Origin of the sequence: Paenibacillus polygoni (genome assembly GCF_030263935.1) — a bacterium.
Lineage (GTDB): Bacteria > Bacillota > Bacilli > Paenibacillales > Paenibacillaceae > Paenibacillus > Paenibacillus polygoni.
In genome coordinates this window covers 4,518,081-4,543,534 of sequence record NZ_CP127162.1, presented here as the reverse complement: position 1 = coordinate 4,543,534, position 25,454 = coordinate 4,518,081, and the positions used below count along the sequence as shown (strand labels likewise).

The following is a 25,454-nucleotide window of genomic DNA, read 5'->3' as shown; positions in this document are numbered from 1 at the left end:
GTCATGAATGAGCATATGGAGCAAGTACAGACAAGGTCTGTACCGACCGTGCCCATCTTTGGAATTCGGTTTTCACGCATGGATATGAATGACACGGTAGCCTATCTTGAAGAAGTCGTTCGTACAGGGCAGATCCACCAAGTTATCACGGGTAATCCAATTATGGTGATGACGGCGCTGGAAGATCCAAAGTACATGGAGGTCATGAAATCGGCTGAGCTGGTTGTCCCGGATGGTACAGGGGTGGTATGGGCAGCGAACTACTGCGGTATCCCTGTTGCGGAACGAGTGGCCGGTTTTGATCTCCTACATGAATTAATGCGGGTTGGAGAAACGTATAGATGGAGAGTATTCCTTCTAGGCTCTACACCTGAGGTGATTCAAGAGACAGCAAGCAGGTTACAAAAACAGTATCCTGGTGTCGTGATCTGTGGATATCGCGATGGCTTTTTTGATTCGGATCAAGACGATGAAGTAATTGCTGAGATAAGGGAAGCTGCTCCAGACCTACTGTTTGTAGCACGTGCGGTTAATAACCAAGAGCCGTGGATCGGTGAACATAAACACAAATTAGGAGTACCTCTTGTTATGGGCGTCGGCGGCAGTTTTGATGTCATTTCAGGAAAATCAAAGAGAGCACCCGTTCTGTTTCAAAAAATGCGAGCGGAATGGTTCTATCGTTTACTGCGTGAACCGACCCGGGCAAAAAGAATGCTGGCTCTACCACAGTTTGTTGCGAAAGTCGTGCGTGAAAAAGAAAACGTGACAAAATCGGTGTAAATGGAGGAAGAATTGCTAAAATCTTTGATTTTTTCTAGAAAACAGGGATAGTAATTCAAGAATCTAGGGAGTATAATGCATGGAGTTAGTTTTGATAAATTGGGGGTCGAATGAGCACATGTTAATGTTCTATATCTTGGGATTTATCGTAGCTCTTGGACTAGCGGTTCTACTTACTCCGCTTGTAAAGAAGTTTGCGATAAAGGTGGGAGCTGTTGACGTGCCTGATGCACGTAAGGTCCACACCAAGATTATGCCAAGACTTGGCGGTCTCGGGATATTTCTTGCTTTTATGGTCACATTGCTGGCATTACTTCCGTTTGTTTCGGAGTACTTTACTGCTCGAGATAACCGCTTCATCTATGCTTTCATCATTGGAGGAACCATGATTGCCCTCATTGGTGCCATGGATGATAAATTTCAGTTATCGGCCAAAATTAAATTCTTAGCTCAGATTATTACGGCGTGTGTAGTGGTATTTGCCTTTGATATTCGAATAGATTTTGTTAATATTCCATTTGTTGATGCATATTCTTCACTGGAACTCTGGATTTCCATTCCGGTAACGATCTTCTGGATTGTGGGCGTAACCAATGCAATCAACCTGATTGATGGACTGGATGGTCTTGCAGCAGGTGTATCTGCGATTGCGATCGGTACGATTGCAGTGATGTCCTTAATCATGGGGAATATCGTGACGGCTATGGTCTGCATGGTTCTGCTCGGCAGTATCATTGGATTCTTGTTCTTTAACTTTCACCCTGCGAAAATCTTTATGGGAGATACAGGGTCGCTGTTCCTCGGATTCAGCCTTGCCATGTTATCTCTGCTTGGATTTAAACAAATTGCAGTCGTAACCTTGATTACACCGCTGATTATTATTGCGGTTCCGCTCTCGGATACACTGTTTGCGATCATTCGTCGTTTCCTTAATAAGAAACCGATCTTTGCACCGGATAAAGGTCACTTGCATCATCGCTTGCGTGATCTTGGGTTCAGTCATCGTCAGACTGTACTGATTATTTACGGAATTGCTGCATTTTTCGGAGTGCTGGCTGTCATCCAGTCCGCTGCTGCAATTCATGAGGCCAACTGGGTAACCTTTGTGGTGATCTGTGTGATGATGTTCTTCCTGCAGATTGGGGCAGAAGTCATTGGTCTGATTGATAAGACAAAACGTCCGGTTCTGAATTTCTTTCACAAGCTTCGAATGAAAGCAGCAGAGGCAAAAACAAAGTCATAATAGATACTCGTGTTATACTATGAAACTGCTATTATCTTATTTTTCAATATTTCATAAACCTTATTCTCTTTAACGGGAATAAGGTTTTTTTATGTTTTTGGGTTCATATTTCTACATAGCTGTCCGATATAGAAGGTAATTAAAAATAAAGGAGCGATTTTATGCAGCGCATCAAACGGCCGATGGTATGGCTGCTGTTAGTCTCATTAGTTATTTCATTATTTCCACCAGGTTTGGTAAGTAGGGCGGAGGCAGCAGTGTTACCAACCTACTTCTTCCCAGATGATCCTACACTGAAAGCAACTCATGGTAAGGGACTTGGTACAACTGATTCGGATCTACTCAAAGTTAGCGATGCACTTCAAGTAACAGAGTCTAACTTTGAAATTAAAGGTTCTTACCTAAGAATAGTAGGTTCGACGATGCGTGTAGAAGTACAAGGAATGACTCAAGAAAAAGAAAATTCCGGTTGGACAGAAGTAGCCAATCAGGTGAATACGGGTTCCATCCAACGTGACTCTGAGTCACCGGACAATAAGTTTGTTGCCAATGTACAGTTACATTCAGGAATGAATAAGATCACTTTTAGCGGTATACAAGGTGACAATTCCGGGGTAACAGGAAGTAATTCAAAATACGAAAGTTTCTATGTGTATTTTAAACCAACGACTTATATTAAAAATGTAAATATACTAACAGGCTATAACTCGATTACCCTGAACGAGGGAGCAACTGTAGTTGTGCCTAATAAAACCATTACAATAGAAGGTAAAGTAGCCAATGCAACGAAAGTACAGTTTACTTTAAATAACGGTTCAGCTCTGCCTTCTACTCTTTTACAGGATGGTACATTCTACTCTGCGGAAATGAATCTTAAGTCAGGATTAAATAACTTGGTTATTAAAGTGACTGATGGTACCAGTACGGTGAATATGCCATATCAATTGTATTACTATGAAGAGGGCAACAGTATTATTTCTGCTCATCTTGGCGATAAAAAGGGCGATAACCGAATTGATTTGCTGGGGAATGATCCTACTTGGACATTAAAGGAAGCTTCAGGGAAGCTTTATATGCAATTCTTGCTGGAAGACGCTGATGGAAAATCGTTTAAAGATAATGGTACACTTGCGATTTCAATTGGTGATCAGACTAGTGAAATTAATCTTAATAGTGATAGTGACGTTACCTTTTTGAATATGAACAACGATGGAAGTATCGGATCTAAACCGGGTGCCGAAGAAGTATTTCAAGGAACTGCTGGTATAGTACCAAGTTATCGAATGATTAATTTGGTAATTAATAACTTTAGTTTTCCACAGATTGATCAAGTTCAATTTGATGTAGATGTAAAATATCCTAAAGATTCCACACCTAGTTCAACCTCCAGCCGAACACTGAAATTTAATTATGCGCAAGATCAAATTATTATCAACAACCTTCAGTTGCTTCCTTCAAGTTTTAACCCTAAAGCGAATATGGTAAAAGAGGAAGAGTATTTAGCAAGTGCTGTTGAAGGGGCAAAAACTTTGAATAATTCAGAGGTTAGTGGAAGCTCTTTTTATATTCTAGTAGAAACGAGAAATGATATTAAGGAAGCAATATTAGCAGCAAATTACATCCCAACAGGAAAAGTTAACGTTAGTTATGTAGGAAAAGTGACGGATAAATATCAATATATCTATAAAGTTAGTGAATTTAAGAGCGGAGCTCAAAATGTAAGTTTTAACTATGGCTCGAATAGTAAAAATGTACAAGTCAAAATTAATTCTGTATCTAAAATAGGTATCCATGTTAGCAGCCATACGAACGGACAGATTGTACCTGTTAACGCAAACGATACAGATAAAATAGAAGTTTACCTTAAGGGTCAATACATGAATTTCCCTATAGTGGATGGAAAAATCAATGGAAGTTTATATGTTAATGGTGTTCAGGTAAGATCAACAGATCAAAAATGGGTTTCCATAACAGATGGGCAGTTCTCAATACCTTTATCAATGCAGGATAGCAACAGCACTGATTCTAATTTTGCTAAGGTACTTGTTTATGGTGAAAACCGTATCGTACTAAAAGGTAATGGTGATACGTATATTACTGAGCTAATTATCTATATCATAGATGAAAATCAACCGAATATTAAAAATTTTATTCCTGCTAAGGTCGGAAATAAAAAATTTCCGACAGAACCAACAGAAGTGGAAAGTTTCTTCGATGCTTCACCTGAGTTTGATTACCAAGGAGAAAACACGTATAAAACAGTAGCTAAACAGTATAACCTGATTTTCCGAGGAAGTGGTGCTTCTAAGTTTGAATTATTAGAGGGAACCAAACAGATTATTGCTCCGACTACAATAGCATCAACGGATAATAATCCAAAATCCTTCACGTACAATGGGCAGACATATACCTATGAAATCTATGGTAGTGAGGAAGATTTTGTTATTCGAGTTCAAGGTTTTAATGTATCGAATCCCGGAACTTATAGCTACAATTTGAACGTCTATAAAAATACAGGTTCTTATAGTTCAGAGAATTTAACTATTATTAGTGAAGTGAAACCCTATGATATTTATGCTCCAAAACCGACCGTAGATGGTAAGTATGTAGTGAACAAAAACTTTATACATTTTGATATATATGCTCCAGGCGCTACCTCGGTGGTTATAGATAAAGAACCCGCTGTATTAAACCCTGAGTTAGGGGAAAGCCGTTATGTACTAGATTATGTAGGATTGAAACAGGATAAGAACAACAGCATTAAAGTAGTAATTTCTACTGGCGAAACAAGTTATACCGAGACAATTAATATTTATTATGCCGGTGCGGTGGGCGTCGATTCACAGTATATGCCAGCTAAGACGGCAAACAAATACAGCGTTTTTAATAAGTCAGTGGAGTTATCTTTCCCAAAAGGAACGATCTTAAAGTCAGAAACAGATTTAGGAATAACTAAATTTTATCCTGACACAAAAATCTTATTTGGTATTGCTAACCCGGAGAATGGGATTGTAGAACGAAGAAATGACTATGGTCAGATCGTTAAACTCCCGGGTCCAAGTAATGATACGAACTCTTCAAGCTATCCGGTTATTAACGTAACTAGTGAAGATCTTTTGAATTTCCAATCAACAGATAAGTCTAGAAACTTTTCATTGATTTCTAACGTCTATTGGATTAGCGGAGGACTAGGGGAAGTTGAAGGGACAAACATTCAATCATCCAATGGGATTACGCCTTATTCTGTAGCAGGAATGTTTAATAACATCAAAAATGAACGTAAAATTACACCTAGCCAAAGAGGTAGTCTCACACTAAGTTATAATACCAGCGTAGTAGATGAGGTTGGTTCAACTATTGCGGTATACCGTTATGTACCTATTACTCAAGAAGAGAAAAGCTTGACAGGTGATTCCAGACCAAAATGGGAACGGATCGGTGGAGTAGTAGACACCAAGAAGCATACAATTACAGTACCGTTCGATGAGTTTGGATACTACAAAGTAATGAAGCTCAGCAAAAGCTATTCAGATATTACAAATCACTCATGGGCTCGGAATATATTGAATGCAATGTATGCCAAGGGATACATGGAGAATTTGACGTTTGAACAGTTTGGAGCCCAGGATCAAACCACTCGTGGGGAATTTGCGACTTTGCTTGTCAAAGGATTAAATCTGCCTTTAAGTTATTCGGGTAAACTGACGTTTACCGATGTATACTTAAATTCTTCGACTGCAGTGTGGGATTATAAATATATTGAGACGGCAGCAAGAGCCGGAATTATTACTGGGATAAGTGATGGTATATTCTCTCCAAATTCACCTCTTACGAGAGAACAGGCAGCGATGATGATTGCGAGAGCTACAAATCTAAAATTGGCTGCAAATGACACAAAACTGGCTGAGACTCTCGCGAAGTCGTTTATCGATTCAGGGCGAATTGATAATTATGCCAGACCTGCAGTTTTAGCTGTATCTAAAGCTAAAATTATGGTGGGTGCGCCAACAACAATTAGCGGTCAATCTAAAGTACAGTATATGTTTAATCCAGATGCGAACCTTACTCGTGCAGAAGCAGCGAAAATTGCAGTAGAGCTTCTGAAAAAATATGCGAAAGTATTTCCTGCTAACTTAAGTTAGTTGTTCTAGAAAGCCAGATGATGCTGTTGTTACATGCATTATCTGGCTTTTCCAATGGTAGGTTTAAAGAATAGATTTTGTAATTTAATAGATTATGAGATACAATAACGGAAAATACACATTTTTCTAAAGGGTGAATTAATATAATGAAACCGATCTATTCAAAGGCACAACTTGGCTACATGAAAACAAAGACACAATTTGAAAAACAAGCTGCTATTCTAGAAATGGAAATTGAGAAAACGAAGAAAACTAGAGAAATCACGCAAGAAGTTATGGAAGAGCTTGTGATGAAGACAGGTTTCCACGATGCATATAATAATTTGGTTGCTTCCGAGAATGAACTTATTGATTGGTCCCATGTAACGATTAAGCATGAGAAGACATATAAAGAGAATAAAGAGCCCATCGAACAAATGTATGCGAACTTGAATACCGATCCTCAGATGCGGGCTCGTATTATTGATCTGGCAATGAAGATTAAGTAATAAGGAAACGAAGAAGATACCCAAGAGGTGTCTTTTTTTTTGTTCTGTTTTCTGAGAAAAGAAGAATTTTTTAAAAAGTTGATTTTGAATGGTATAAAATAGAAAATTATGGTTATGTATTGTATAGTTCAAAACATGTACTAAACCCTTGTTATAAGCTGTATGCATTCAAATATAAAGCTTGGTTTCCACTTTTTTAAAATTAAAGAAAATTTTTTTGTAGAAGTCGCAACTTTTTTGAAACTACTGCGTTTAAGATGTATAGCCGAAAACAATGAGGAAGAAAATTGAGATTAATGGAGAAAATTGTCTATTAATTAGAAAATATTCCTTTACGGCTTAATTACCACAATGTATAATACGGGAGGTAGGATTAGGTAACTAATCTATATTTCTTTATACTTGGCTTAATTTACAAGTTTCTGTGAAATTTCACAGACATCATTTTATATGCATTACTTGCTCTAACTCTGGGAAGGGGGGTGTAACGAAATGAGTAACACGGGCAACCCATTTACTAGTAACAGCAATTATAAAAATACTAATCATGTGATGATTTCTCGAGGAGGAGAAAAAAAGTTTATGAAGAAAATTTTATCCGTGGCTTTGTCTACAGCAATGGCATTCTCAATGTTTGCATCTGTAGCATTCGGTCAAGCAGGTCTTACTGATGTAAATGCACAATACAGTTATTTGAAAGAAAAAGGTATCTTCTCTGGATTCCCAGATGGTCAAGCACACCTTGACAGACAAATGACTCGCGCTGAGTTCGCGAAAGTAATTACGAAAACACTGGGTCTGAAAGAGATCAATGGCGTTTACTCTTTCAAAGACAAAAACTACGGTGCTAAACACTGGGCAGCTCCTTTCGTAGAAGCTGTATCCGCTGCGGGTATCATGGAAGGTAAAAACACAACTAAGAAAATCTTTGACCTTTCCGGTCCTGTAACAGTTCAAGAAATGGCAACTGTACTTGTACGTGCGCTTGATCTTGAAGTACCAACTGAAACTAACAACTCTGCAACTGCATGGGCTAAAGGTTATGTTCAAGCAGCAATCAACGCTGGTTTGGTAGATGCGAAAGCTAACTTCCAATCTAATGCTGATCGTGCTCTTCTTGTAGGCGCTGCTTACGCAGTTGATCAAGAGCTTAGCCTTCAAGTTGCATCCTACACTGTATCCGAAGGTGGAAAAGTTGTAGAATTCAAAATGAGCGACGATGAAACTGTAAAAGTAACTTTGGATAAAGCTCTTGAAGCTAACAAAGAAACTGAAGTTAAATTTACTTACAAAGACAAAGAATTCACTGAGAAAGTAACTTATGTAGTAACTGCAGCTACTAAAGTGCAAAGCGTAACTGCTAGCAACCTGAAACAAGTTGTTGTTACTTTTGACGGTGATTTGGATGAAGAAACAGCAGAAAACGCTAAAAACTACTCTTTCTCTAAAACTATCGATAAAGCTGAACTTTCTGCAGATAAAAAATCCGTTGTTCTTACTCTGAAAGGTGAAAACTACTCAGATACTAACAAATTGGAGAACCAAAAAGCAGTAAAAATTAAAGTTGACGGCGTTAAAAACTCTGACAAATCTAAAACTTTCTCTGAAGAGATTACATTTACTCCTGTAGATGTTACTATCCCTAAAGTGAATGAAGTTAAAGGTCTTGGAACAAAAGCATTCCAAGTTGAGTTCTCTGAGCCAGTAGATCGTGCAACTGCAATTTCTACAGTGAACTACAAAATTGATGGTAAATCTATTGCGGGATCTGTAGAATATACTTCCCCTACAACTGTAGTAATTACTACTGAACTTGCAACAGGAGAACACAAATTAACTGTGAATGGTGTTAGAGATTTCGCTGGCTTTGTAGTAACTCCAGTCGAAAATGAATTCACTGTAGCAGTTGATACTGAAGCTCCAACGGTTGTTACTTCTAAATCCACTGACTTGACAAAAGTTGAAATCGAATTTAACGAGCCACTGAAATCAGTTGGTAAAGTATACAATGGTGTTTCTTCTAAAACAGGTCAAGTGACTCGTTCTGGTAACAAAATTACAGTTGAGTTCACTAGAGAGAACGCTCTTTCTGTAAGTGAGAACACAATTGTAGTTGAAGGAGCAACTGATTACAGTGGTAACAGTGCTACTCGTGAAGTGAAAATCACACCTACTTTGGATACTACTCGTCCAGAAGTTGCATCTTTGACTACAAGTGTTAAAGACAACGGTGAAGTTGAACTCAAAGTTAAATATAGTGAGTCCGTAAACTTTGCAACAAGCAAAGAAAACTACACTATTAAAGATAAAGACGGAAAAGTTGTGTCTGGTAATGGTCTAGATTCTGCTGGACATCCAGTAAGAGACATTGCATTGAACAGTGCTAAGACAGAAGCTACAATTACATTGTCCAGCTCATTTAAACAAGGTACTTATACATTAGCAGTTGCTGGTGTACAAGATAACGCTTATGTTCCTAACACAATTCTCCCTTATTCTGGTACTTTTGAAGTAGGTGATACAACTACTCCAGAACTGAAATCAGCATGGGTTGAATTGGGAACTGCTAATACTGATGGAGCACGTGATGTAAGCTTCTATCTTACTTACAGCAAAGATATGGCTATTGAAGGTTCCGGTAGTGTATTAGAAAAAACGAAATACAATGTTAAATGGACTGCTTCTTCCGATACTTACGAAGCACTTCCAACCAATGCGACTGTAGATCTGATTACTTCTGATACAGTTAAAGTAACTGTACCTAACACTAAGAAAACTGTAGATGCTTCAGGTTCTGCAATTCGTGTAACTCTTGTAGCTGATAAAGCAGGAAACTTTGCTTACAAAAACAATGGTTATGTTGGTTATGTAACTGCTAAGCCAAACTCTGCAGTTCGAGCTACTGAAGCTAATGCAGTTTCCAATAATAAAATAACTGTTAAATTCGATGCGAAATTGTCAAGCATTGATGCAAACGACTTTGCAATCAAAAATACTGTGACAGGCGACACTTATGCAGTATCTTATGATGGTGTAAATTCTGATGCATACAACTTCGTATTGAGAGGCGATAAAGTGCTTCCGGCTGATGCTGCGAATTATGCATTTGTAGTAACAGCTGATGTGCCAAACTCTGCAACTGAATTTGGTGTTAAAGTAGATAGTGAACTTACTATTAATCTTGCAGATAAAATTGCACCAGCAATCGTATCTGAAAACCCACTGAAAGTTACTGGATCAGGTACTTCTTACGAAGCTAGAGTAACATTTGATGAAGCAATCACTGCTGTATCAGGCACTAACGTTGTTAGCGCTGCTGTTACTGGTGTGACTGTAAGCAATGTTGCATACAAAGCTGAAGGTAAAGATCTCGTTGTAACTTTCACTACTGACAAAGCATTGACAACTGACTCTGTTGTTACAGTTGAGTTGAACGCAAGCAATGCAGATTCTAAAGTAGTTAAAGATGCAAAAGGAAATGCAGCAAAATCCTTCTCTAAATCTGTAGTATTCAAATAATAATCAATTTTCTAACAGTGAAGGCCTTTTAGGTCTTCACTGTTTTTGTATTTTAAGAAACTTTTACCCCATTACATACGTCTATATAGTAACTTCAAAATAAGGTAATAAATGGGGGTTGCTGACTTGAATCGAAAGCAAAATCAAAAATTGTTACTATGGATTGCTTCTGCAGCTATTGTAATTGGACAAGGTACTCTAGTAAGTGCAAGCACGAATGACCAAGGAAAAGCGAAATATATTTCATCTAGTTCTTCATCCTCTTTAATGGGGACAAGTCAGACTATTGGAATTGAGTCGTATGAAAACACATCCAGTATAGTCCACTCATCTGAAGAAAATACAACAAACATTAATACTCCATACCCTTCCACTCTGATATATACAGGCTCTGGTACTCATCCACAGTCACTAATTGGTAATTCTTCGGCTAATGCTGCTAATCCACTAATAAAAATGGCATCTACGGGGAACAGCACATCAAAGAGTACGTCAGCGAGTACCTCTGCAAAAGCAAAGTCCAGTTCCACCACCACCCAAACAAACAAAACCCTATATACTCTGTCTAGCCTAAAATCAGTCAAATTAACCTCGAAAAGTGTAGTGAAATTAACCGACCTCAATGTACTCACACAAGAAGATGGCAAGACCATCTCGTATACCCTCACCTATCAGAACAATGACAGCAAGAATCTCATGCTTATCGACTATTGGACTAAAGTGAAAACAAAAGGCGGAACGCTCTATTCCCCTAACCTGATTACACGTGACAAGGAGAAGAAAAGTGTTGCCGCAGGTTCTACCCTTGATGTGACGTATATTGTAAAAGTAGGAAAGAGCGTGAACGTTAGCGATCTTTTATTTCAAATTGTGAAATGGGATTTCAGCAAGCCAAATTATGAAAGCAGTCTGGGACAGTTTAATGTACCGGCATCCTATACGTTATCTACACCTGTAAATAAGTCTAAATCTATTCGACTAGGTGACACCCCCGTTAAAGTCAAAGTAACCAAACTAGCAGTACATCCCGTGAATGAATATAACTATGCCGAAGTGACGGTAAATCTGCATAATGTCGGTTATAAAATGCTAGAGAATCCAACGGCGAAATGGGTGCTGAGAACAGCAGGAGGAAGTAATTATCCGCTTATAGCGGAAACGGTAAGCACCGAAGCGGCACCTTTTAATATTCAGCCACAGGAGAACAAAACGATAAAGCTGAACGCAACCATTCCTATTGCTGTAAAACTGACAGGAGCAGAGTTAGTGCTCGTGGAGGAAGAAGGGGAGACGAAGACAGTACTGCCTCTAGCCACATTAGAACTGCCTAAAGCAAGTACAACGAAGATTGTTGCGACGGCTCCCTTTAAGGCAAGGGAAGTGGATGTGGATGGTCAAAAACTGCAAACTACGCTTGAAGGAGCAACAGTGAACCAAAGTTATGACAAGAACGATCTATCCATTCGTTTTCATTTGCAAAATACAGGGAAGCAGACGATCACGGTACCTAAGTATGAGTTCGTATTGCTGAGTGGAACGGGTAAATCTTATCCCATTACGACAAAAGCACTTGAGAACGTGACGCTGAAACCGGATGAAGAGAAGACAATTAAGCTGGATATCTCGGTATCCTATGCCGTTGCCCAGGGTGCACTCAAACTGCAAATGAATGTACCTAAAGATCAGGAGAAAAAAGAACCATCTTTTAGCTACCCAGCAGGGGTCTATATCTTACCTACACCATCCTCATTGCAGAATACATTAGGATCGGAAACAACGGTGAAAAGCGATAATGGCACGTATGGAGTGACCTGGTCATCTATACAACGTTTGCCATGGACAGACGGAGACCTTTTGTCTGCGAAGCTGACCGTGAAGAATACTTCTGTCAAAACGCTGCGCCTTCCTGAACTGCAGGGAGCCTTTACGGTGGATTCTGCGAAAGATATGACAAGTACCAAGCTGATTAAGAGCCAAGCCGCATCCTTGCTCGGTCCAGGTCAGTCAATAGATTTATATCTATTAACGAAAGTACCGACATCTTTAGATATTGCTCAGCTACAAGTATCTTTAGAAGAGAAGGTAGGAGAAGAATCTTTTGAATGGCTAAAGCTGACGAATATTGGGGCCATCCCTGACGTTCCTAAGATTGAAAAAAATAAAGAGTTTACCCTTACTACGCTTGGTAAAAAAGCAGAAGTGAAGACCAGAAAAACGGTAGTGTACCCAGGTACGAGTACGGACCTTGTTTATACCGAGCTTGAAGTGACGAATCTAGAAAACCGTCAGACGGAGTTATCTCAGCTTAGCGGATATTATCAGTCTTCAAGCGGGCTTTATTTTAAAACAAACGTAAAACAAATTGAATATCCAGCAGGTCCGGAAGATAAGAGTATTGTCACCATGTGGGCAAAAATCCCGAAACGTGTCACAGTCTCAGATATGAGACTGATTGTCGGAGAAGGTGTAACAGAAGATAAACTGACTGCCATCAAGGAAGAGCCTACGGGTTATGTGAATGCAGCATCACTTGAAATTGCACCAGAACAGCTCACGGCGCTTACGAAGATTGAACAAGTGGAACTGTACCCTTATCAGATCAAAACACACACATTTGATGCTTATTTATCTGGCGGCAGCAGTGTTGCGGTTGAGTGGTATTATACGTTAACTGTAGATGATGCATACGATCTGCCGGAAAGTGAACATAAGCTCGTCGTGGAAATTACAGATGCGACTGGGCGTGTGTTCGCGAAGGAGCTAGTACCTGCAACAGATCTTAAGATTGGTACAAATCAGCTGCTTTCTTGGGCTATTGATGATCGTGTATTCGAAGATCGCAGAGGAGGAACCTATCAAATCTCGATCTATGATCTATTCCAAGGAGAAAAGTATAAGATAGCAGGTCAATCGATGTACTATAATCCAAACCGAATTCCGGTGGAACTGCCTACTGGTGAATAGTATACAAACAACAAATTTCAACTGTAGATAAAGATCGATACAAAGGATTATATTAATTTGGTAACTTTTTCTTGTGAACTAGCTTGATACCCTCTATCATTAGAGTTACAGAAACAAAAGGATGAAAGATTTAAGGAGGAAGAACATCATGAAACGCATGTGGAAAGTAGGAATGGCAACCATCGCCGTAGGCGGAGGCATATGGATTGGTTCAATTATGAATATCTCAGCTGAAGGCGCATCAGTTCCGTCCCAGCCAGGTACAGCCGATGACCCTGTCGTTACGAAGAGTTATGTAGATCAAGCCATTAAAAATGCAGGACAAGGCAGCGGAGGAAGCACAAGTACGACTCCTTCCGTTCCTTCCACACCAGGTACAAGTACACCAAGTACAAGTGCTGAAGATGAACTCAAGATCGTGGTCGTGAAACCAGGACAGCGTCTGATTGCAGGTGCAGGTACTGAGTTTATTGTCCGTAGCGGTAAAGCAGTCATTTACTCTACAGACAGCAACGGTGTGGCAGATCTAACTCAAGGTGCAGACCTTGGTAATGGAACAGCGATTACGAATAACCACTTATTATCCTTCCCTCGTGAAGGTCGTGGAATAGAAGTTGTGCAAGGGAATAAGTATAACCTGACCGTAATGGTTCGCGGATCTTATAAGCTCCAGTAGTAATCAAGCAGCACTTATAAAAAGAATGTTCTTCCTAATCATCATTAGTATGCGATGTTTCGCTTCATTTTATATATGGAGCGAAACATTTTTTTATTTTCATAAACCATTCCTCATCATTAGAAAAACCATTCCCAATAATTCATTCCCAATTTCACCTTATATATAGGAAGAGATTTTTTTGCATTCGTATATGTATCCCTCTGTAGATTTATACTTCAAAGACCGATTCACTTCATTTTCCCAAAAGTAACAATACTTCACCAGTCTATATTCATCCCAATTGCAGACACTATACCTGCAAGATCATAAGCAGGAGGTGCAATCATATTATGCCAAGAAATAATCAAAAGCTTGTCCCGGAGAGCCGCCAGATGTTGGACCAGATGAAATATGAGATCGCCGCAGAGTTCGGCATCCAAGTAGGTGGATACACCGGTAAAGATCTAAATGCAGAGTTTGGCGATGAACTGGGGTCAATTGGTGGTAGCAGCCATACTTACTCCGGATGGGGACATCTGACTTCCCGCGAGAATGGCTCGATTGGTGGAGAAATGACAAAACGATTGGTTCGTTCTGCGGAGCTACATGCAGCCGGACACAAACTGTGAGGTGAATAAATCATGAGCAGACTCAATAAAATCACCAAAAAAGTTCAGAAATTCTTTAAAAAATTGTGGAAATGATCACGTTTGTCATTGATTGACACCGATTGACAAATACGTTAATATGTCGTATGAGGATGTATTGCAACCTTTTCCGTTTCGGGAAAGGTTCATTTTTTGTATTGGATAGAATTGATGGCTTATACCATACAAATCCATATACGTGGGAGGTTGAAACTACTATGTCTGTTAAAGGGCGCCACTTATTCACTTCTGAGTCCGTAACTGAAGGACATCCAGATAAAATTTGTGACCAAATTTCCGACGCCGTTCTTGATGCGTTTCTTGAAGCTGATCCCAATGCGCGTGTTGCATGTGAAGTATCTGTAGCTACTGGACTCGTACTTGTCATCGGAGAAATCAGCTCCTCTGCTGATTATATCGATATTCCGGCAATTGTACGTAATACGGTAAAAGAAATCGGCTATACTCGTGCAAAATATGGTTTCGACTATCAAACGTCTGCAGTATTAACATCTCTGAACGAACAATCGAAAGATATTGCGCAAGGCGTTAACGCAGCACTTGAGAATCGTGATCCAGATCAAATGGATAAAGAGACTGAAAATATCGGTGCAGGGGATCAAGGCCTCATGTTTGGTTTTGCAACCAACGAGACGGAAGAACTGATGCCGCTTCCGATTGCTTTGTCTCACCGAATCGCTCGTCGTTTGGCTGAAGTACGTAAGAATGGTACGCTTGAATACCTTCGTCCAGATGGTAAAACACAAGTTACTATAGAATATGATGGAGACAAGCCTGTTCGTGTAGATACGATCGTTGTATCCACACAGCATGCGGAAGAAATCACACTTGAGCAAATTCAAGCTGACATTAAAGAGAAGGTTATTCTTCCTGTAGTACCAGCTAATCTGCTTGACGATGAAACCAAGTACTTCATCAACCCAACAGGTCGTTTCGTTATTGGTGGACCTCAAGGTGATGCAGGTCTTACAGGACGTAAAATTATTGTAGATACGTATGGCGGTTATGCTCGTCATGGCGGCGGTGCTTTTTCCGGTAAGGATCCTACAAAAGTGGACCGTTCTGCAGCTTATGCAGCACGTTATGTGGCTAAAAACCTTGTAGCTGCTGGACTTGCAGACAAAGTAGAAATTCAGCTTGCTTACGCAATTGGTGTAGCAAACCCAGTATCGATCAATGTCGATACATACGGCACTGGTAAAGTTAGTGATGAAAAACTTGTAGAACTCATTCGCAATAACTTTGATCTTCGCCCAGCGGGCATCATTCGCATGTTAGACCTGCGTCGTCCGATTTACAAACAAACGGCTGCTTACGGACATTTTGGCCGTACCGATCTGGATGTACCTTGGGAACGCGTTGACAAAGTGGAAGCTTTGCAGTCGCAGGCAGGCATTTAATAGATTAGAACTTCATTTAATGAAGTTTTTACACATCAAACCTTCGATGACGGTTATCATCGAAGGTTTTTTTGATGTTCTGCTTTATTTTTCTCGAGGGAAGATGCCCTATATCCTTCTCCTGAAGAACGAGACTCAAGACGAGGGATAATCGAATTCATGAATCTTCAAAGAGAGCGTAACTTTTTCCATTTTTTGCAGTCTATTAAGTAGAGGATAAAAATGTCTTCAGCTCCGTACTCTCCTTACGAGTATCGGGGCTGAATCTATTAGATAATGCAAAACAAGATGGGAGAGTCGCTTTTCTATGGGAACAAACCGAATGCAAAAGGGGAAACAACAGAAGGATAGCAGGAAGAAAAAATGGTTTATTATTACGATCGCAGGCGTTCTGTGGGTCACTCCGGTTCTTGGATCGAGCGGAGCTTGGAATACGGGACTTCCTATAACGAGTGTAGCGCAAGCAGCAGCGAGTACAACAAAGCTCTCTGAAGAGATGATTACGTCCGGTGCCAAAATGATAAATTACCAGTTCACCACAACACGCTCAAATGCCAAAACCAATATACTTGCAAATGTCATTGAGGTGGATCTGAATAATCCATATGTCAAACTTGATGTAATGACAGGCAAGGGAGGTACATTTAATAGTAAACAAAGTACAGGCGGCATGGTAAAGGAAACAGGAGCCGTAGCGGGTGTGAACGGAGATTATTTTAACGTGAGCGGTGAACTTGCACCGATTGGCGGACAGATTGCTAGTGGCACACTAATGTCTACCCCGTCCGAGCTAACTGGGATGTATGCTATGACGATTAGCAAAGAGGGTAAACCGATGATTGACGAGTACAGCTTTGAAGGTTCTGTCCAGGCATCGAGTGGTGCTACTTATCCTTTACGGGGTATGAATAAGGAAGACTATTATTTGGAGTCAGGAAGTGTGAAATACAGCCACGCCAATTCGATTTACATATATACCTCGGCATGGACCTCTCCTAAACGCCCGAATGATCCTGCTACAGTGCCGACTGAAGTGCTTGTACAGAATGATGTTGTTCAGGAAGTATCTTATAAGAGTGCACTAAGCACGTCAATTCCGGAAGATGGTTACATTTTGCGTGCTCATGGCAAAGCAGCGGATTGGTTGGTTGCAAACCTCACAGTAGGACAGGCAGTAAATACGGATTACAAGTTAGTAGCGAAGACAACGGGTCAAAAGGTGAACCCAGATACGCTGCAAATGATGATCGGCGGACATACGATTCTAGTGAGCAGCGGGAAAGCGACTTCTTTCTCCCGTGATACATCAAGCATTGGAGGCTACCGTGCTCGGACAGCAGTAGGTTATTCCAAAGATAATCGTTATGCTTATCTGATTGCTGTACAAGATAATAGTGCAAGCAGCGGGATGTCCTTAAAAGAAATGCAATCCTTTATGACGAGTATCGGGATCTGGAAAGGGATGAACCTGGATGGCGGGGGTTCCACTACCATGATTACGAGACCCCTTGGAATGACGGCTACCGGTCTTGCTTTTTCAACAGAATATGGGACTGAACAGCGTGCGGTTGTTAATGGTCTTGGTGTGTATTCTCTCGCTCCCGCAGGAAAATTAAAGGGGCTTGCTATCAGCGGTTCTTCTTCTCTTCTTGTAGGTCAGGAGGCAGAGTACAGCCTGAAAGGGTATGACACGTACTACAACCCTTACGATGTGGGAACAACCTCAGTTACCTGGAAATCAAGTAATGGTAAGGTGATCAGCACAAGCGGCGGAAAGATCAAAGCAGTAGGCGGCGGAACAGCTACACTTACTGCGGTAAGTGGATCAGCAAGCAGCAAGATGAAAGTGACGGTAGTAGGCGGAAGCAATCTGACTGCACTGAAAGCCGGTTCAGGTACGGGCTCACTACAAGCAGGAACCAGCATCGATATTCCGGTGACGGCTACAACCAAAGATGGACAAACCGTTTCACTTAGCGCGGATGCACTGAAATGGGAGTTCATTGGCTTTAAAGGCAGCGTGAAGGGAGATAAATTAACGGTTTCTTCTATTAATACAGGGGCAACGGTCGGTTACGCGATTGGACGTTATGATGGATTCAGTACGGTAGTAGTCCTGTCTGCAGCAGGAGAAAGTATGTGGGAAGACTTCGAGAATGTGAATTATGGAGTTCAGTTTACAACGAACGCAGCAGGGGTAACGGGAACTGCAGAAGTAGTGAATGGAACCGGGGAAAAAGCTGGATCCAAAGTGCTCCAGCTCAGCTATGATATGACGGGCGGAAGTGGTAAAATGTATGCTTACGCTCAGCTGAATGGAACATCCGGCAAAACGATTGAATCTGCAGCCACTGCTCTATCGGTAGATGTTCTTGGAGATCACAGCCTGAACTGGCTGCGGGCAGAACTTACCGATGCGAAGGGGAAAACGGTGTATGTGGATTTGGCAAGAAATATAGACTGGTCGGGATGGAAGAAGCTGAATGTGGACTTAAGTAGTTCGGATATCTCATATCCAGCCAAATTAAAGCGGGTTTATGTCGTGAATTTGGACGAAGGACAGGACGAGCGAGCCATGACAGGAACCGTAGCATTTGATAATATAGCATTTACAATGCCATCTCTATCAAGTGAGGCCGGTCTGCCTGAGGGAGTCGCCAAGCTTGTTTTAGGACAAAAATCGATGTTATTTAACGGTCAAAAGAGAACCATTGATGCAGCGCCCGTACTGAAAAATAATGCTACCTACATTCCTATTAAGCATGTGCTTGATGTGTTTGGGGGACAGGCAACCTGGGATAGTAAAAACCAGCGAGTGACCATACTACGCGGTGGTAAGTTAATAGATTTGACGGTTGGTCAGAAGGAATTTGTAATCAATGGGCAACGTCAAAACGCGAGCGTGGCACCTTATATATCAGGTGGTAGGACTTTAGTCCCTCTAAGGCTTGTTTCTGAACAGCTTGGACTGACTGTAAAATGGGAACAGAAAACGAAGACCGTCACCATCGACTCGTGATATGGTATGATATATCCTGGAAACGTTAGGAATGGAGTCGAAAATACGTGGACTTTCAAGCAGATGCTCTCGATCGCGTTATAAAAAACGCCATGCAGGTCATGGAAAGTAGTAAATATCAAATTTTTGAAATCATGGACTCGTCTCGTACCGAGCTGAAAGCACTGAATCAGGAGGTTCAATCCATCCTGAAAGAGACGGCCGAAACGATTGAAAAGGTAGATCAACTGGAACTCAATTTCCGCAGGTCTCGAATCCGGCTGACTGAGGTCAGCCGCGATTTTGTCCGTTTCTCTGAACATGATATCAAGCAAGCCTATGAGAAGGCTACGCAGTTGCAGCTGGATTTGATGATTTACAGAGAAAAAGAAATGTACCTCAAAGCTCGCCGTGATGATTTGCAAAAACGTGCGCGCAGTATCGAGGCATCTGTGGAAAGAGCCGAGACAATTGGTTCACAGATGAATGTTGTCATGGAGTATCTGTCTGGTGAATTGGGTCAGGTTACACGGATTATTGAATCTGCCAAAAATCGACAAATGATTGGTCTCAAGATCATATTGGCCCAGGAGGAAGAGCGGAAAAGAATCGCTCGTGAAATTCACGATGGACCCGCACAAATGCTTGCCAACCTAGTGCTTAGGACGGAAATTGTAGAAAGAATGCTGGCTAAGCAGGATTTTAAGATGGTACAGGCCGAAATAGTAGATTTGAAAAAACAAGTTCGTTCCAGCCTTGGGGAAATGCGAAAAGTTATTTTCAATTTGCGTCCAATGGCCCTGGATGACCTGGGCTTAATTCCCACACTTCGTAAATACGTGCAGGATTTTGAGGAAAAAACGAAAATTCGTGCACTGTTTGAAACTAGAGGGAAAGAACACCGTTTGTCTTCCGCGATGGAGGCAGCGATATATCGATTAGTGCAAGAAGGTTTGTCGAATGCAGCCAAGCACGCTTATCCAACATATGTGGTGGTCGAGATTACTTTCCAGGCTCAGCTCGTCAAGATTGTCGTGCAGGATAACGGTCTTGGATTTAAACCGGAGAAGTTAGAGGAGAAAAGTAAGGATCACTCTCATTTTGGACTCATAGGTATGCGGGAAAGGGTAGAACTGCTCGAAGGCCGAATGGAGATTGAATCAGGAGAGAATCAAGGCACTAAGATCGTGATTCATATCCCGACAAACGTGGAGAAGGGAAAGGAGTAACAGGATGGAAAACCAGAACATGAATAAGGCAGATATTAAAGTATTACTAGCTGATGACCATCAGCTGTTTCGTGAAGGACTCAAACGCATACTGAACATGGAGGACGATATTGAGGTCATCGGCGAATGCGGCGATGGAATCCAGGTACTTGAATTCTGTAATCAGATCAAGCCGGATATCGTTCTTATGGACATCAACATGCCGATTGAAAATGGTGTGGAAGCGACAGAAAAACTTAGAGAAATGTTCCCAGATGTGAAAGTTATTATTTTGTCTATTCATGATGATGAAAGTTATGTATTTGAAACGCTTCGTAAAGGAGCAAGTGGATACTTGCTGAAGGATATGGAGGCAGAGTCTCTGATCAATGCAATCCGTTCTGTGCACGAAGGGTACGCATTTATTCATCCAAAAGTAACAGGAAAGCTGATTATGCAGCTCCGCCGAATGACTTATCTGAATGAAACAGGTACCATGAGTGAAGGCGGCGTAAAAGAAGCAGGCGTGAAGTTTGTTGCTGGAGATAATAATCCACTGACTCGCCGTGAAGCAGAAGTGCTTCGTTTAATGGCAGAAGGTAAGAGCAACAAAATGATTGGTGAGTTCTTGTTCATCAGTGAGAAAACAGTGAAGAACCATGTCAGCAGTATTTTGCAAAAGATGGAAGTTGATGACCGGACACAAGCCGTAATTAATTCCATTAAATATGGTTGGGTCACTCTATAACGTAGGATAAACTTTAGCATGAGAAGGAAAATAGGGGTGTAACTTTTCGGGGGAAATGCTGAAGTTAGAACGTACAAGCTATCGTAAGCAGCCTTTTGCCGCCCCATAGGCATACATATGGCGCAAGTCGGTTTCTTTGTAATGCAGTATAAAATATGACTAGAGTTTGAGCTATTCGGAGTTATTTGATGCGAATCAGCGGCTAAATAAATAAAACTTTTATAAACGTTCATTGTGTCAACGTCCATATTTACGGCATATATTGTCGTAAAGGGAGGTGCAGTCGCCATGATCGAACATTTGTTATGGATTGCGCTGGTTTATGGCCTATCTGCTGCAACCGTACGTTTTGTTTATCGAACGCTGCAATCGAATCAGAAACAAACCGAGCAAACACGTTATGTTTTGATTACAAGTAACCATGGATTTATACTGGAGTGGATTATCCGAGCACTGTCTTTAGATGCATCTTTACGAGGAAAAACCCATCATGTTACCGTAGTGGATTATGGCTCAAGCGATGAAACCCTGCTTTTGCTAAATCGGCTGTTTGATATAACTGGAATCGAACTAGATATTATGGCTGGCGACGAATCCTTGTCGTATATGAACGTAAGCGGTATACAGGAACGGGAAGATACGAAAACTATTGATCTTCGTCAAGAAGGCGCTCTTCAAGGAATTCCATTCGTAAGCAAACTGTAGATATATTATAAAACGAATGAGCTTTGAAAAAGTTGCGGTATTGTCATTAATATTGTATATATAGAACTTATATGTTATTTTTTTCTATATTATTATTGAGTATGAAGCACATACTTCGGTAGATTTACCGAGGTATGTGCTTTTTTGCGTGATCAAGGAGGGAAGACTGTGAAAGTAGCTGTATATTTGGCAAGGGAAGAAGAGGGAGATCCCGCCAAATTAGATGAGCTGAATTTATATATATCAATCTGCCCAGAAGCCGACCAGTTATGGTGGGAAGCTAGAAGAAAGAAGACGAAGGAGCCTGCGACTGTCATTTGGATTTCATCCCAGATGCCTTTTTCTTGGGCGTGTCATCTGAGAGAAAATTTCCACAAGCAGAATGTAATGATTAGAGAGAAGACATCAGTTCAAACCTGGCAAAGATGGACGGAGTCCATTCTACAAGAGAAGGCATCGCAGGAACCGGGGAAAGAGGGCATGAAGTTACTTCGTGATTGCCTAGATATTAAAATCGTGCCGCTCAGGGGAACGAGTCATGCAGAGGGAGTGATTCATTCCCTTTATGATGATGCAGTAGAGGCCGCGGAGCAGCTGACAGGCAGACAGCTGTTGCTTCCCGAAGCGGAAGCACTGCTAGCGGAGAACGTTCCGAGTATGCAAACCGAAACTAAAGCAGCTATTCAGCTTGGATATTTGGCGGGACGGATCACTTATGAAGCAGCCGTAGCTGAACAGCCGCCTCATAAGCAACGGCATCGTTTGGGGCAGTGGCTGGTTCAGGGCCAGCGGGTACCGCTGTACTGCCGGCGCTGTGGTAGTGTCGCAGCCGAGCAAAGCCCATGCGCGGCATGCGGCAGTTCGGCATGCGCTTACTGCGAGGCCTGCCTCGCGCTCGGGCGCAGCCGGGCTTGTGCGCTGCTGCTGCAAGGTGCAGCGCCCCCGGCCGTTAAGGGAGCGGCCGGGGGATTCCCCACCGCGGCGGACAGCCGGTGGGGGCTTAGCCCAGCGCAAAGCGCAGCCACAGGCGCGGCGCTTGCGTACTTGGCGGAGCGGCGCCTTGCCAGCTCCGCTGCGGCCAAAGGCCGGTTCTTGCTATGGGCCGTAACCGGCGCCGGCAAGACCGAGATGACCTTCCCGCTGCTGGATGCCATTCTCAGCAGCGGGGGGAGCGTGCTCGTAGCCACACCGCGGCGCGATGTAGTATTGGAGCTCGCTCCCCGGGTGGCCCGCGCGTTCCCTGAGGTGACGCGCGCCACCCTCTATGGCGGAAGCAGCGACCGCTGGCGGCGAGGGGAACTTACCCTCGCCACAACGCACCAGCTGCTTCGCTTCCGCCACGCTTTTGACCTGGTCATCATCGATGAGCTCGATGCTTTCCCATACCACAACGATCCCATGCTCGCTTATGCAGCGGAAGCATGCTGCAAACAGGGCGGCAGCTTTATCTATTTATCTGCCACCCCGCCTAGGGAACTGCAGAAGCAAGCAGCCAGCGGCAAGCTTGCCCATGCGAGAGTGCCGGTTCGTTTTCATCGGCATCCTCTGCCCGTACCGCTGCTGCTGAAAGTCCCTTCTGTCCAGCAGTTATTGAAGCAACATAAGCTGCCTGCGGAATTACTCAGAAGACTCACGTTTTCCATAGAGCGAGGTGCGCAAATTTTTATGTTTGTCACTCGGATTGCTCAGATTGATGCTTTATTACATTTGCTCAGGCTTACATTGCCTGATCTAAGAATCGAAGGAACCTCGTCTGAAGATCCGCTGCGTGCAGAGAAGGTCATGGCTTTTCGGGATCGGTCCATTCGTCTGCTCGTCACAACCACGATTCTCGAGCGCGGGGTCACCGTACCCAAAAGTGATGTGTATATCCTCGATGCCAACAATCGGCTGTTTGATGCAGCTTCTCTTGTGCAGATGGCAGGACGAGCAGGAAGGTCGAAAGATGATCCTGCCGGAAACGTCGTTTTTGCCGCACCCGAGCGCAGTCTCGGTCAGAAAGAAGCCGTTAAGCAAATCAAACGAATGAATACGATCGCAAGACGCCAAGGGTATTTATTGGGAAAGGAGTCTGCAGGTGATTAGTTTTGAGTGGGTACGATCCTTTTTGCATGGGCTGGCTGCGCCGCCGGGACAGATCTGCGTTGCATGTGGTAACCGAGGCGCTCTATCTACCACGCTCCCAGGGTTATGCCCGCGCTGTGTTTCTAGTATTCCTTGGATTCGAAGCATACGCTGCCATCGTTGCGGTAGAGCGATCGGCTGCCCAGACTGTGCAAGAGCTGAGAACCTCCGCCGTTCTTTTGAGATGAACCGAAGTGCGGTAAGATATGATCCTCTCATGCGAGAGTGGCTGGCGGTATATAAATATCGGGGCAAAGAACGGATGGCTCCACTTCTCGGGACCATGCTGGGTACAGCTTACCGTGCTTTACAGCGTGAAATGACGCTTTCTCCTCATATGATCTGGCAGGCACAGGCGGTTACGTTTGTTCCGGTGAGCAGAGAGCGACATATAGAGCGGGGGTTTAATCAAGCCGAAAGGCTCGCTGAAGTACTTAGTCATGAGGTGCGTCTTCCGGTCATTCCCATGCTGATGCGTACACAGCACACGGAGAAACAAAGTTATAAGTCTCGTAAAGAGCGGGTAGAATCGATGCGAAACATCTTTGCTGTTCACGAGGATGCTTCATTTTATATGAAGAAGATACTAATGAATCTGCCACAAAACGAAAATCATCAACTGATTCACCTCATTCTGGTAGATGATGTTTATACAACGGGCAGTACACTCGAAGCTTGCAGCCAGGCAATTAAGCGATGGGGAGAAGAGCGCGGTATCTATTTTAAAATTTATACGCTCACTTGGGCCAGATCCTAGTAAGATTTCGGAGGCGTTTCTCCGATATAGAAATAAACTAGTCAAATCATCGTGTGAAAGTAAGCGGATTCGTGCTCTATTTTTACAGTTATGCAAGCACTGGCTTTCCACTGTTTCTCATAACTACCAAAGATGACAAGGCTAAATATCGTAGGTATAATGAGGAAAAGCATTCGGAAATGATCCCAGAAGGAGGCTGAAGAGGATGAATGTAGGTAACTGTCCTCACTGCGGCAAGCTTTACGCGCTTAACGTAATGGGCTGTTGTCCAACTTGTCTCAGAGAAATCGAACAGCAGTATGTTGACTGTGCCGAATATTTACGTAAACACAGGGGCGCGAACGTCCAAGAACTGTCCGATGAGACAGGTGTATCCATTAAGCAGATTACACGTTTTATTAAGGAAGGCCGGATCTCTGTAGTGGATGCGCCGAATCTTATGTTGCCTTGTGAAGTTTGCGGTACTTCCATTCGTGAAGGACATATGTGCGAAAGCTGTCGTTCGCGTTTGTCCAAGGATTTGAGCAGTGCAGCCCGGGAGGTTAGTCAGGGGGAAGGACGCTCTCTAGGAGCAGGTGCCTATCGTGCAATCGACAAATCAGGACGTTCCTAGGAGACAGGGCTTAATTCGCTGTAACACTATAAACAATGTTTCAACCTCTACCGATAACTTTAGTAAAGATTATCGGTTTTTTTATTTTAGATGACTTGATGATACAATAGATCATTCCGATATAAGGGAAAGGGCAGGTGCTTCGTATATGAAAATTAATGAATCCGGTCGCATTGGAGCAATTCATTCTTATTCCAAAAACATAGAGTCTGCTCAGCAGACCGAAGGAAAGAAAACAAACCGCAAGGATGAGATTACGATCTCTCCAGAGGCGATGGAAATGCTTCAAAAACAAGAACAAGTCCAAAACAGTGAACGCACACAGCGTATTCAGGAACTGAAACAACAAGTTGCTTCAGGCACCTATAGAGTCGATACAGATAAGCTTGCCGAGAAGATGATGCCGTATTTTAAATCAAGTTCCGAGAAGTAGGAGAGA

17 protein-coding genes are annotated in these 25,454 nt (G+C 42.3%); all 17 read left to right on the top strand.

The features are described 5' to 3' along the window. The first annotated feature begins 3 nt into the window (after positions 1–3). The 17 genes from QPK24_RS21780 to flgM all read left to right on the top strand — a co-directional run bounded on the left by QPK24_RS21780 (position 4) and on the right by flgM (position 25,448). A complete protein-coding gene (locus QPK24_RS21780; protein WP_407082938.1) occupies positions 4–780 on the top strand; it encodes a WecB/TagA/CpsF family glycosyltransferase in 777 nt (258 codons plus the stop codon). A 118-nt stretch (positions 781–898) separates the two neighbouring features. After that, on the top strand, positions 899–2,023 hold the full coding sequence (locus tag QPK24_RS21775) for a glycosyltransferase family 4 protein (protein ID WP_285749494.1): 1,125 nt from the start codon (positions 899–901) through the stop codon (positions 2,021–2,023). Positions 2,024–2,184: 161 nt separating this feature from the next. Beyond that, positions 2,185–6,165 carry an S-layer homology domain-containing protein gene (locus tag QPK24_RS21770; protein WP_285744658.1) on the top strand — a complete coding sequence of 1,327 codons (3,981 nt, stop codon included), beginning with the start codon at positions 2,185–2,187 and terminating at the stop codon, positions 6,163–6,165. Between the two features lie 146 nt (positions 6,166–6,311). Beyond that, the gene (locus QPK24_RS21765) at positions 6,312–6,653 is read left to right on the top strand and encodes a hypothetical protein (protein ID WP_285744656.1); all 342 of its coding nucleotides are present in this window, start codon (positions 6,312–6,314) and stop codon (positions 6,651–6,653) included. 492 nt (positions 6,654–7,145) lie between these two features. Continuing rightward, a complete protein-coding gene (locus QPK24_RS21760; RefSeq protein ID WP_285744654.1) occupies positions 7,146–10,172 on the top strand; it encodes an Ig-like domain-containing domain in 3,027 nt (1,008 codons plus the stop codon). 126 nt (positions 10,173–10,298) lie between these two features. Next, positions 10,299–13,136 (top strand): hypothetical protein, encoded by a 2,838-nt coding sequence (locus QPK24_RS21755; protein WP_285744652.1) that lies wholly within the window; start codon positions 10,299–10,301, stop codon positions 13,134–13,136. Positions 13,137–13,284: 148 nt separating this feature from the next. After that, positions 13,285–13,812, top strand: a complete 528-nt coding sequence (locus QPK24_RS21750; RefSeq protein WP_285744650.1) for a cyclic nucleotide-binding domain-containing protein — start codon at positions 13,285–13,287, stop codon at positions 13,810–13,812. Between the two features lie 332 nt (positions 13,813–14,144). Beyond that, positions 14,145–14,423 carry an alpha/beta-type small acid-soluble spore protein gene (locus tag QPK24_RS21745; RefSeq protein WP_285744648.1) on the top strand — a complete coding sequence of 93 codons (279 nt, stop codon included), beginning with the start codon at positions 14,145–14,147 and terminating at the stop codon, positions 14,421–14,423. A 236-nt stretch (positions 14,424–14,659) separates the two neighbouring features. Then, a complete protein-coding gene (gene metK / locus QPK24_RS21740) occupies positions 14,660–15,862 on the top strand; it encodes a methionine adenosyltransferase (RefSeq protein ID WP_285744646.1) in 1,203 nt (400 codons plus the stop codon). A gap of 307 nt (positions 15,863–16,169) precedes the next feature. Further along, positions 16,170–18,881, top strand: coding sequence for a stalk domain-containing protein (locus QPK24_RS21735; protein WP_285744644.1), 2,712 nt, complete (start codon positions 16,170–16,172; stop codon positions 18,879–18,881). A gap of 47 nt (positions 18,882–18,928) precedes the next feature. Next, complete coding sequence (locus tag QPK24_RS21730) at positions 18,929–20,089, top strand: sensor histidine kinase (protein ID WP_285744642.1); 1,161 nt, start codon at positions 18,929–18,931, stop codon at positions 20,087–20,089. Positions 20,090–20,093: 4 nt separating this feature from the next. Next, positions 20,094–20,816, top strand: a complete 723-nt coding sequence (locus QPK24_RS21725) for a response regulator transcription factor (RefSeq protein ID WP_213530394.1) — start codon at positions 20,094–20,096, stop codon at positions 20,814–20,816. A 288-nt stretch (positions 20,817–21,104) separates the two neighbouring features. Continuing rightward, complete coding sequence (locus QPK24_RS21720) at positions 21,105–21,521, top strand: hypothetical protein (RefSeq protein ID WP_285744639.1); 417 nt, start codon at positions 21,105–21,107, stop codon at positions 21,519–21,521. Positions 21,522–21,689: 168 nt separating this feature from the next. Then, complete coding sequence (locus tag QPK24_RS21715) at positions 21,690–23,606, top strand: ATP-dependent helicase ComFA (protein ID WP_407082937.1); 1,917 nt, start codon at positions 21,690–21,692, stop codon at positions 23,604–23,606. Then, the gene (locus QPK24_RS21710) at positions 23,599–24,402 is read left to right on the top strand and encodes a ComFC family protein (RefSeq protein WP_285744637.1); all 804 of its coding nucleotides are present in this window, start codon (positions 23,599–23,601) and stop codon (positions 24,400–24,402) included. The genes QPK24_RS21715 and QPK24_RS21710 overlap by 8 nt, the downstream gene beginning before the upstream one ends. Before the next feature lie 205 nt (positions 24,403–24,607). Continuing rightward, on the top strand, positions 24,608–25,015 hold the full coding sequence (locus tag QPK24_RS21705) for a flagellar protein (protein ID WP_285744635.1): 408 nt from the start codon (positions 24,608–24,610) through the stop codon (positions 25,013–25,015). A 148-nt stretch (positions 25,016–25,163) separates the two neighbouring features. Then, entirely contained in the window at positions 25,164–25,448 is a 285-nt protein-coding gene (flgM, locus tag QPK24_RS21700; RefSeq protein WP_285744633.1) for a flagellar biosynthesis anti-sigma factor FlgM, read from the top strand. Positions 25,449–25,454 lie beyond the last annotated feature (6 nt).

Bases quoted from the DNA above. Each gene is read 5' to 3' on its own strand.
- QPK24_RS21775 (WP_285749494.1), top strand. From the start codon at position 899: ATGTTAATGTTCTATATCTTGGGATTTATCGTAGCTCTTGGACTAGCG.
- QPK24_RS21705 (WP_285744635.1), top strand. From the start codon at position 24,608: ATGAATGTAGGTAACTGTCCTCACTGCGGCAAGCTTTACGCGCTTAAC.
- QPK24_RS21720 (WP_285744639.1), top strand. From the start codon at position 21,105: ATGATCGAACATTTGTTATGGATTGCGCTGGTTTATGGCCTATCTGCT.
- QPK24_RS21725 (WP_213530394.1), top strand. From the start codon at position 20,094: ATGGAAAACCAGAACATGAATAAGGCAGATATTAAAGTATTACTAGCT.
- metK (WP_285744646.1), top strand. From the start codon at position 14,660: ATGTCTGTTAAAGGGCGCCACTTATTCACTTCTGAGTCCGTAACTGAA.
- QPK24_RS21745 (WP_285744648.1), top strand. From the start codon at position 14,145: ATGCCAAGAAATAATCAAAAGCTTGTCCCGGAGAGCCGCCAGATGTTG.
- QPK24_RS21760 (WP_285744654.1), top strand. From the start codon at position 7,146: ATGAGTAACACGGGCAACCCATTTACTAGTAACAGCAATTATAAAAAT.
- QPK24_RS21750 (WP_285744650.1), top strand. From the start codon at position 13,285: ATGAAACGCATGTGGAAAGTAGGAATGGCAACCATCGCCGTAGGCGGA.
- QPK24_RS21770 (WP_285744658.1), top strand. From the start codon at position 2,185: ATGCAGCGCATCAAACGGCCGATGGTATGGCTGCTGTTAGTCTCATTA.
- flgM (WP_285744633.1), top strand. From the start codon at position 25,164: ATGAAAATTAATGAATCCGGTCGCATTGGAGCAATTCATTCTTATTCC.
- QPK24_RS21735 (WP_285744644.1), top strand. From the start codon at position 16,170: ATGGGAACAAACCGAATGCAAAAGGGGAAACAACAGAAGGATAGCAGG.
- QPK24_RS21780 (WP_407082938.1), top strand. From the start codon at position 4: ATGAATGAGCATATGGAGCAAGTACAGACAAGGTCTGTACCGACCGTG.
- QPK24_RS21765 (WP_285744656.1), top strand. From the start codon at position 6,312: ATGAAACCGATCTATTCAAAGGCACAACTTGGCTACATGAAAACAAAG.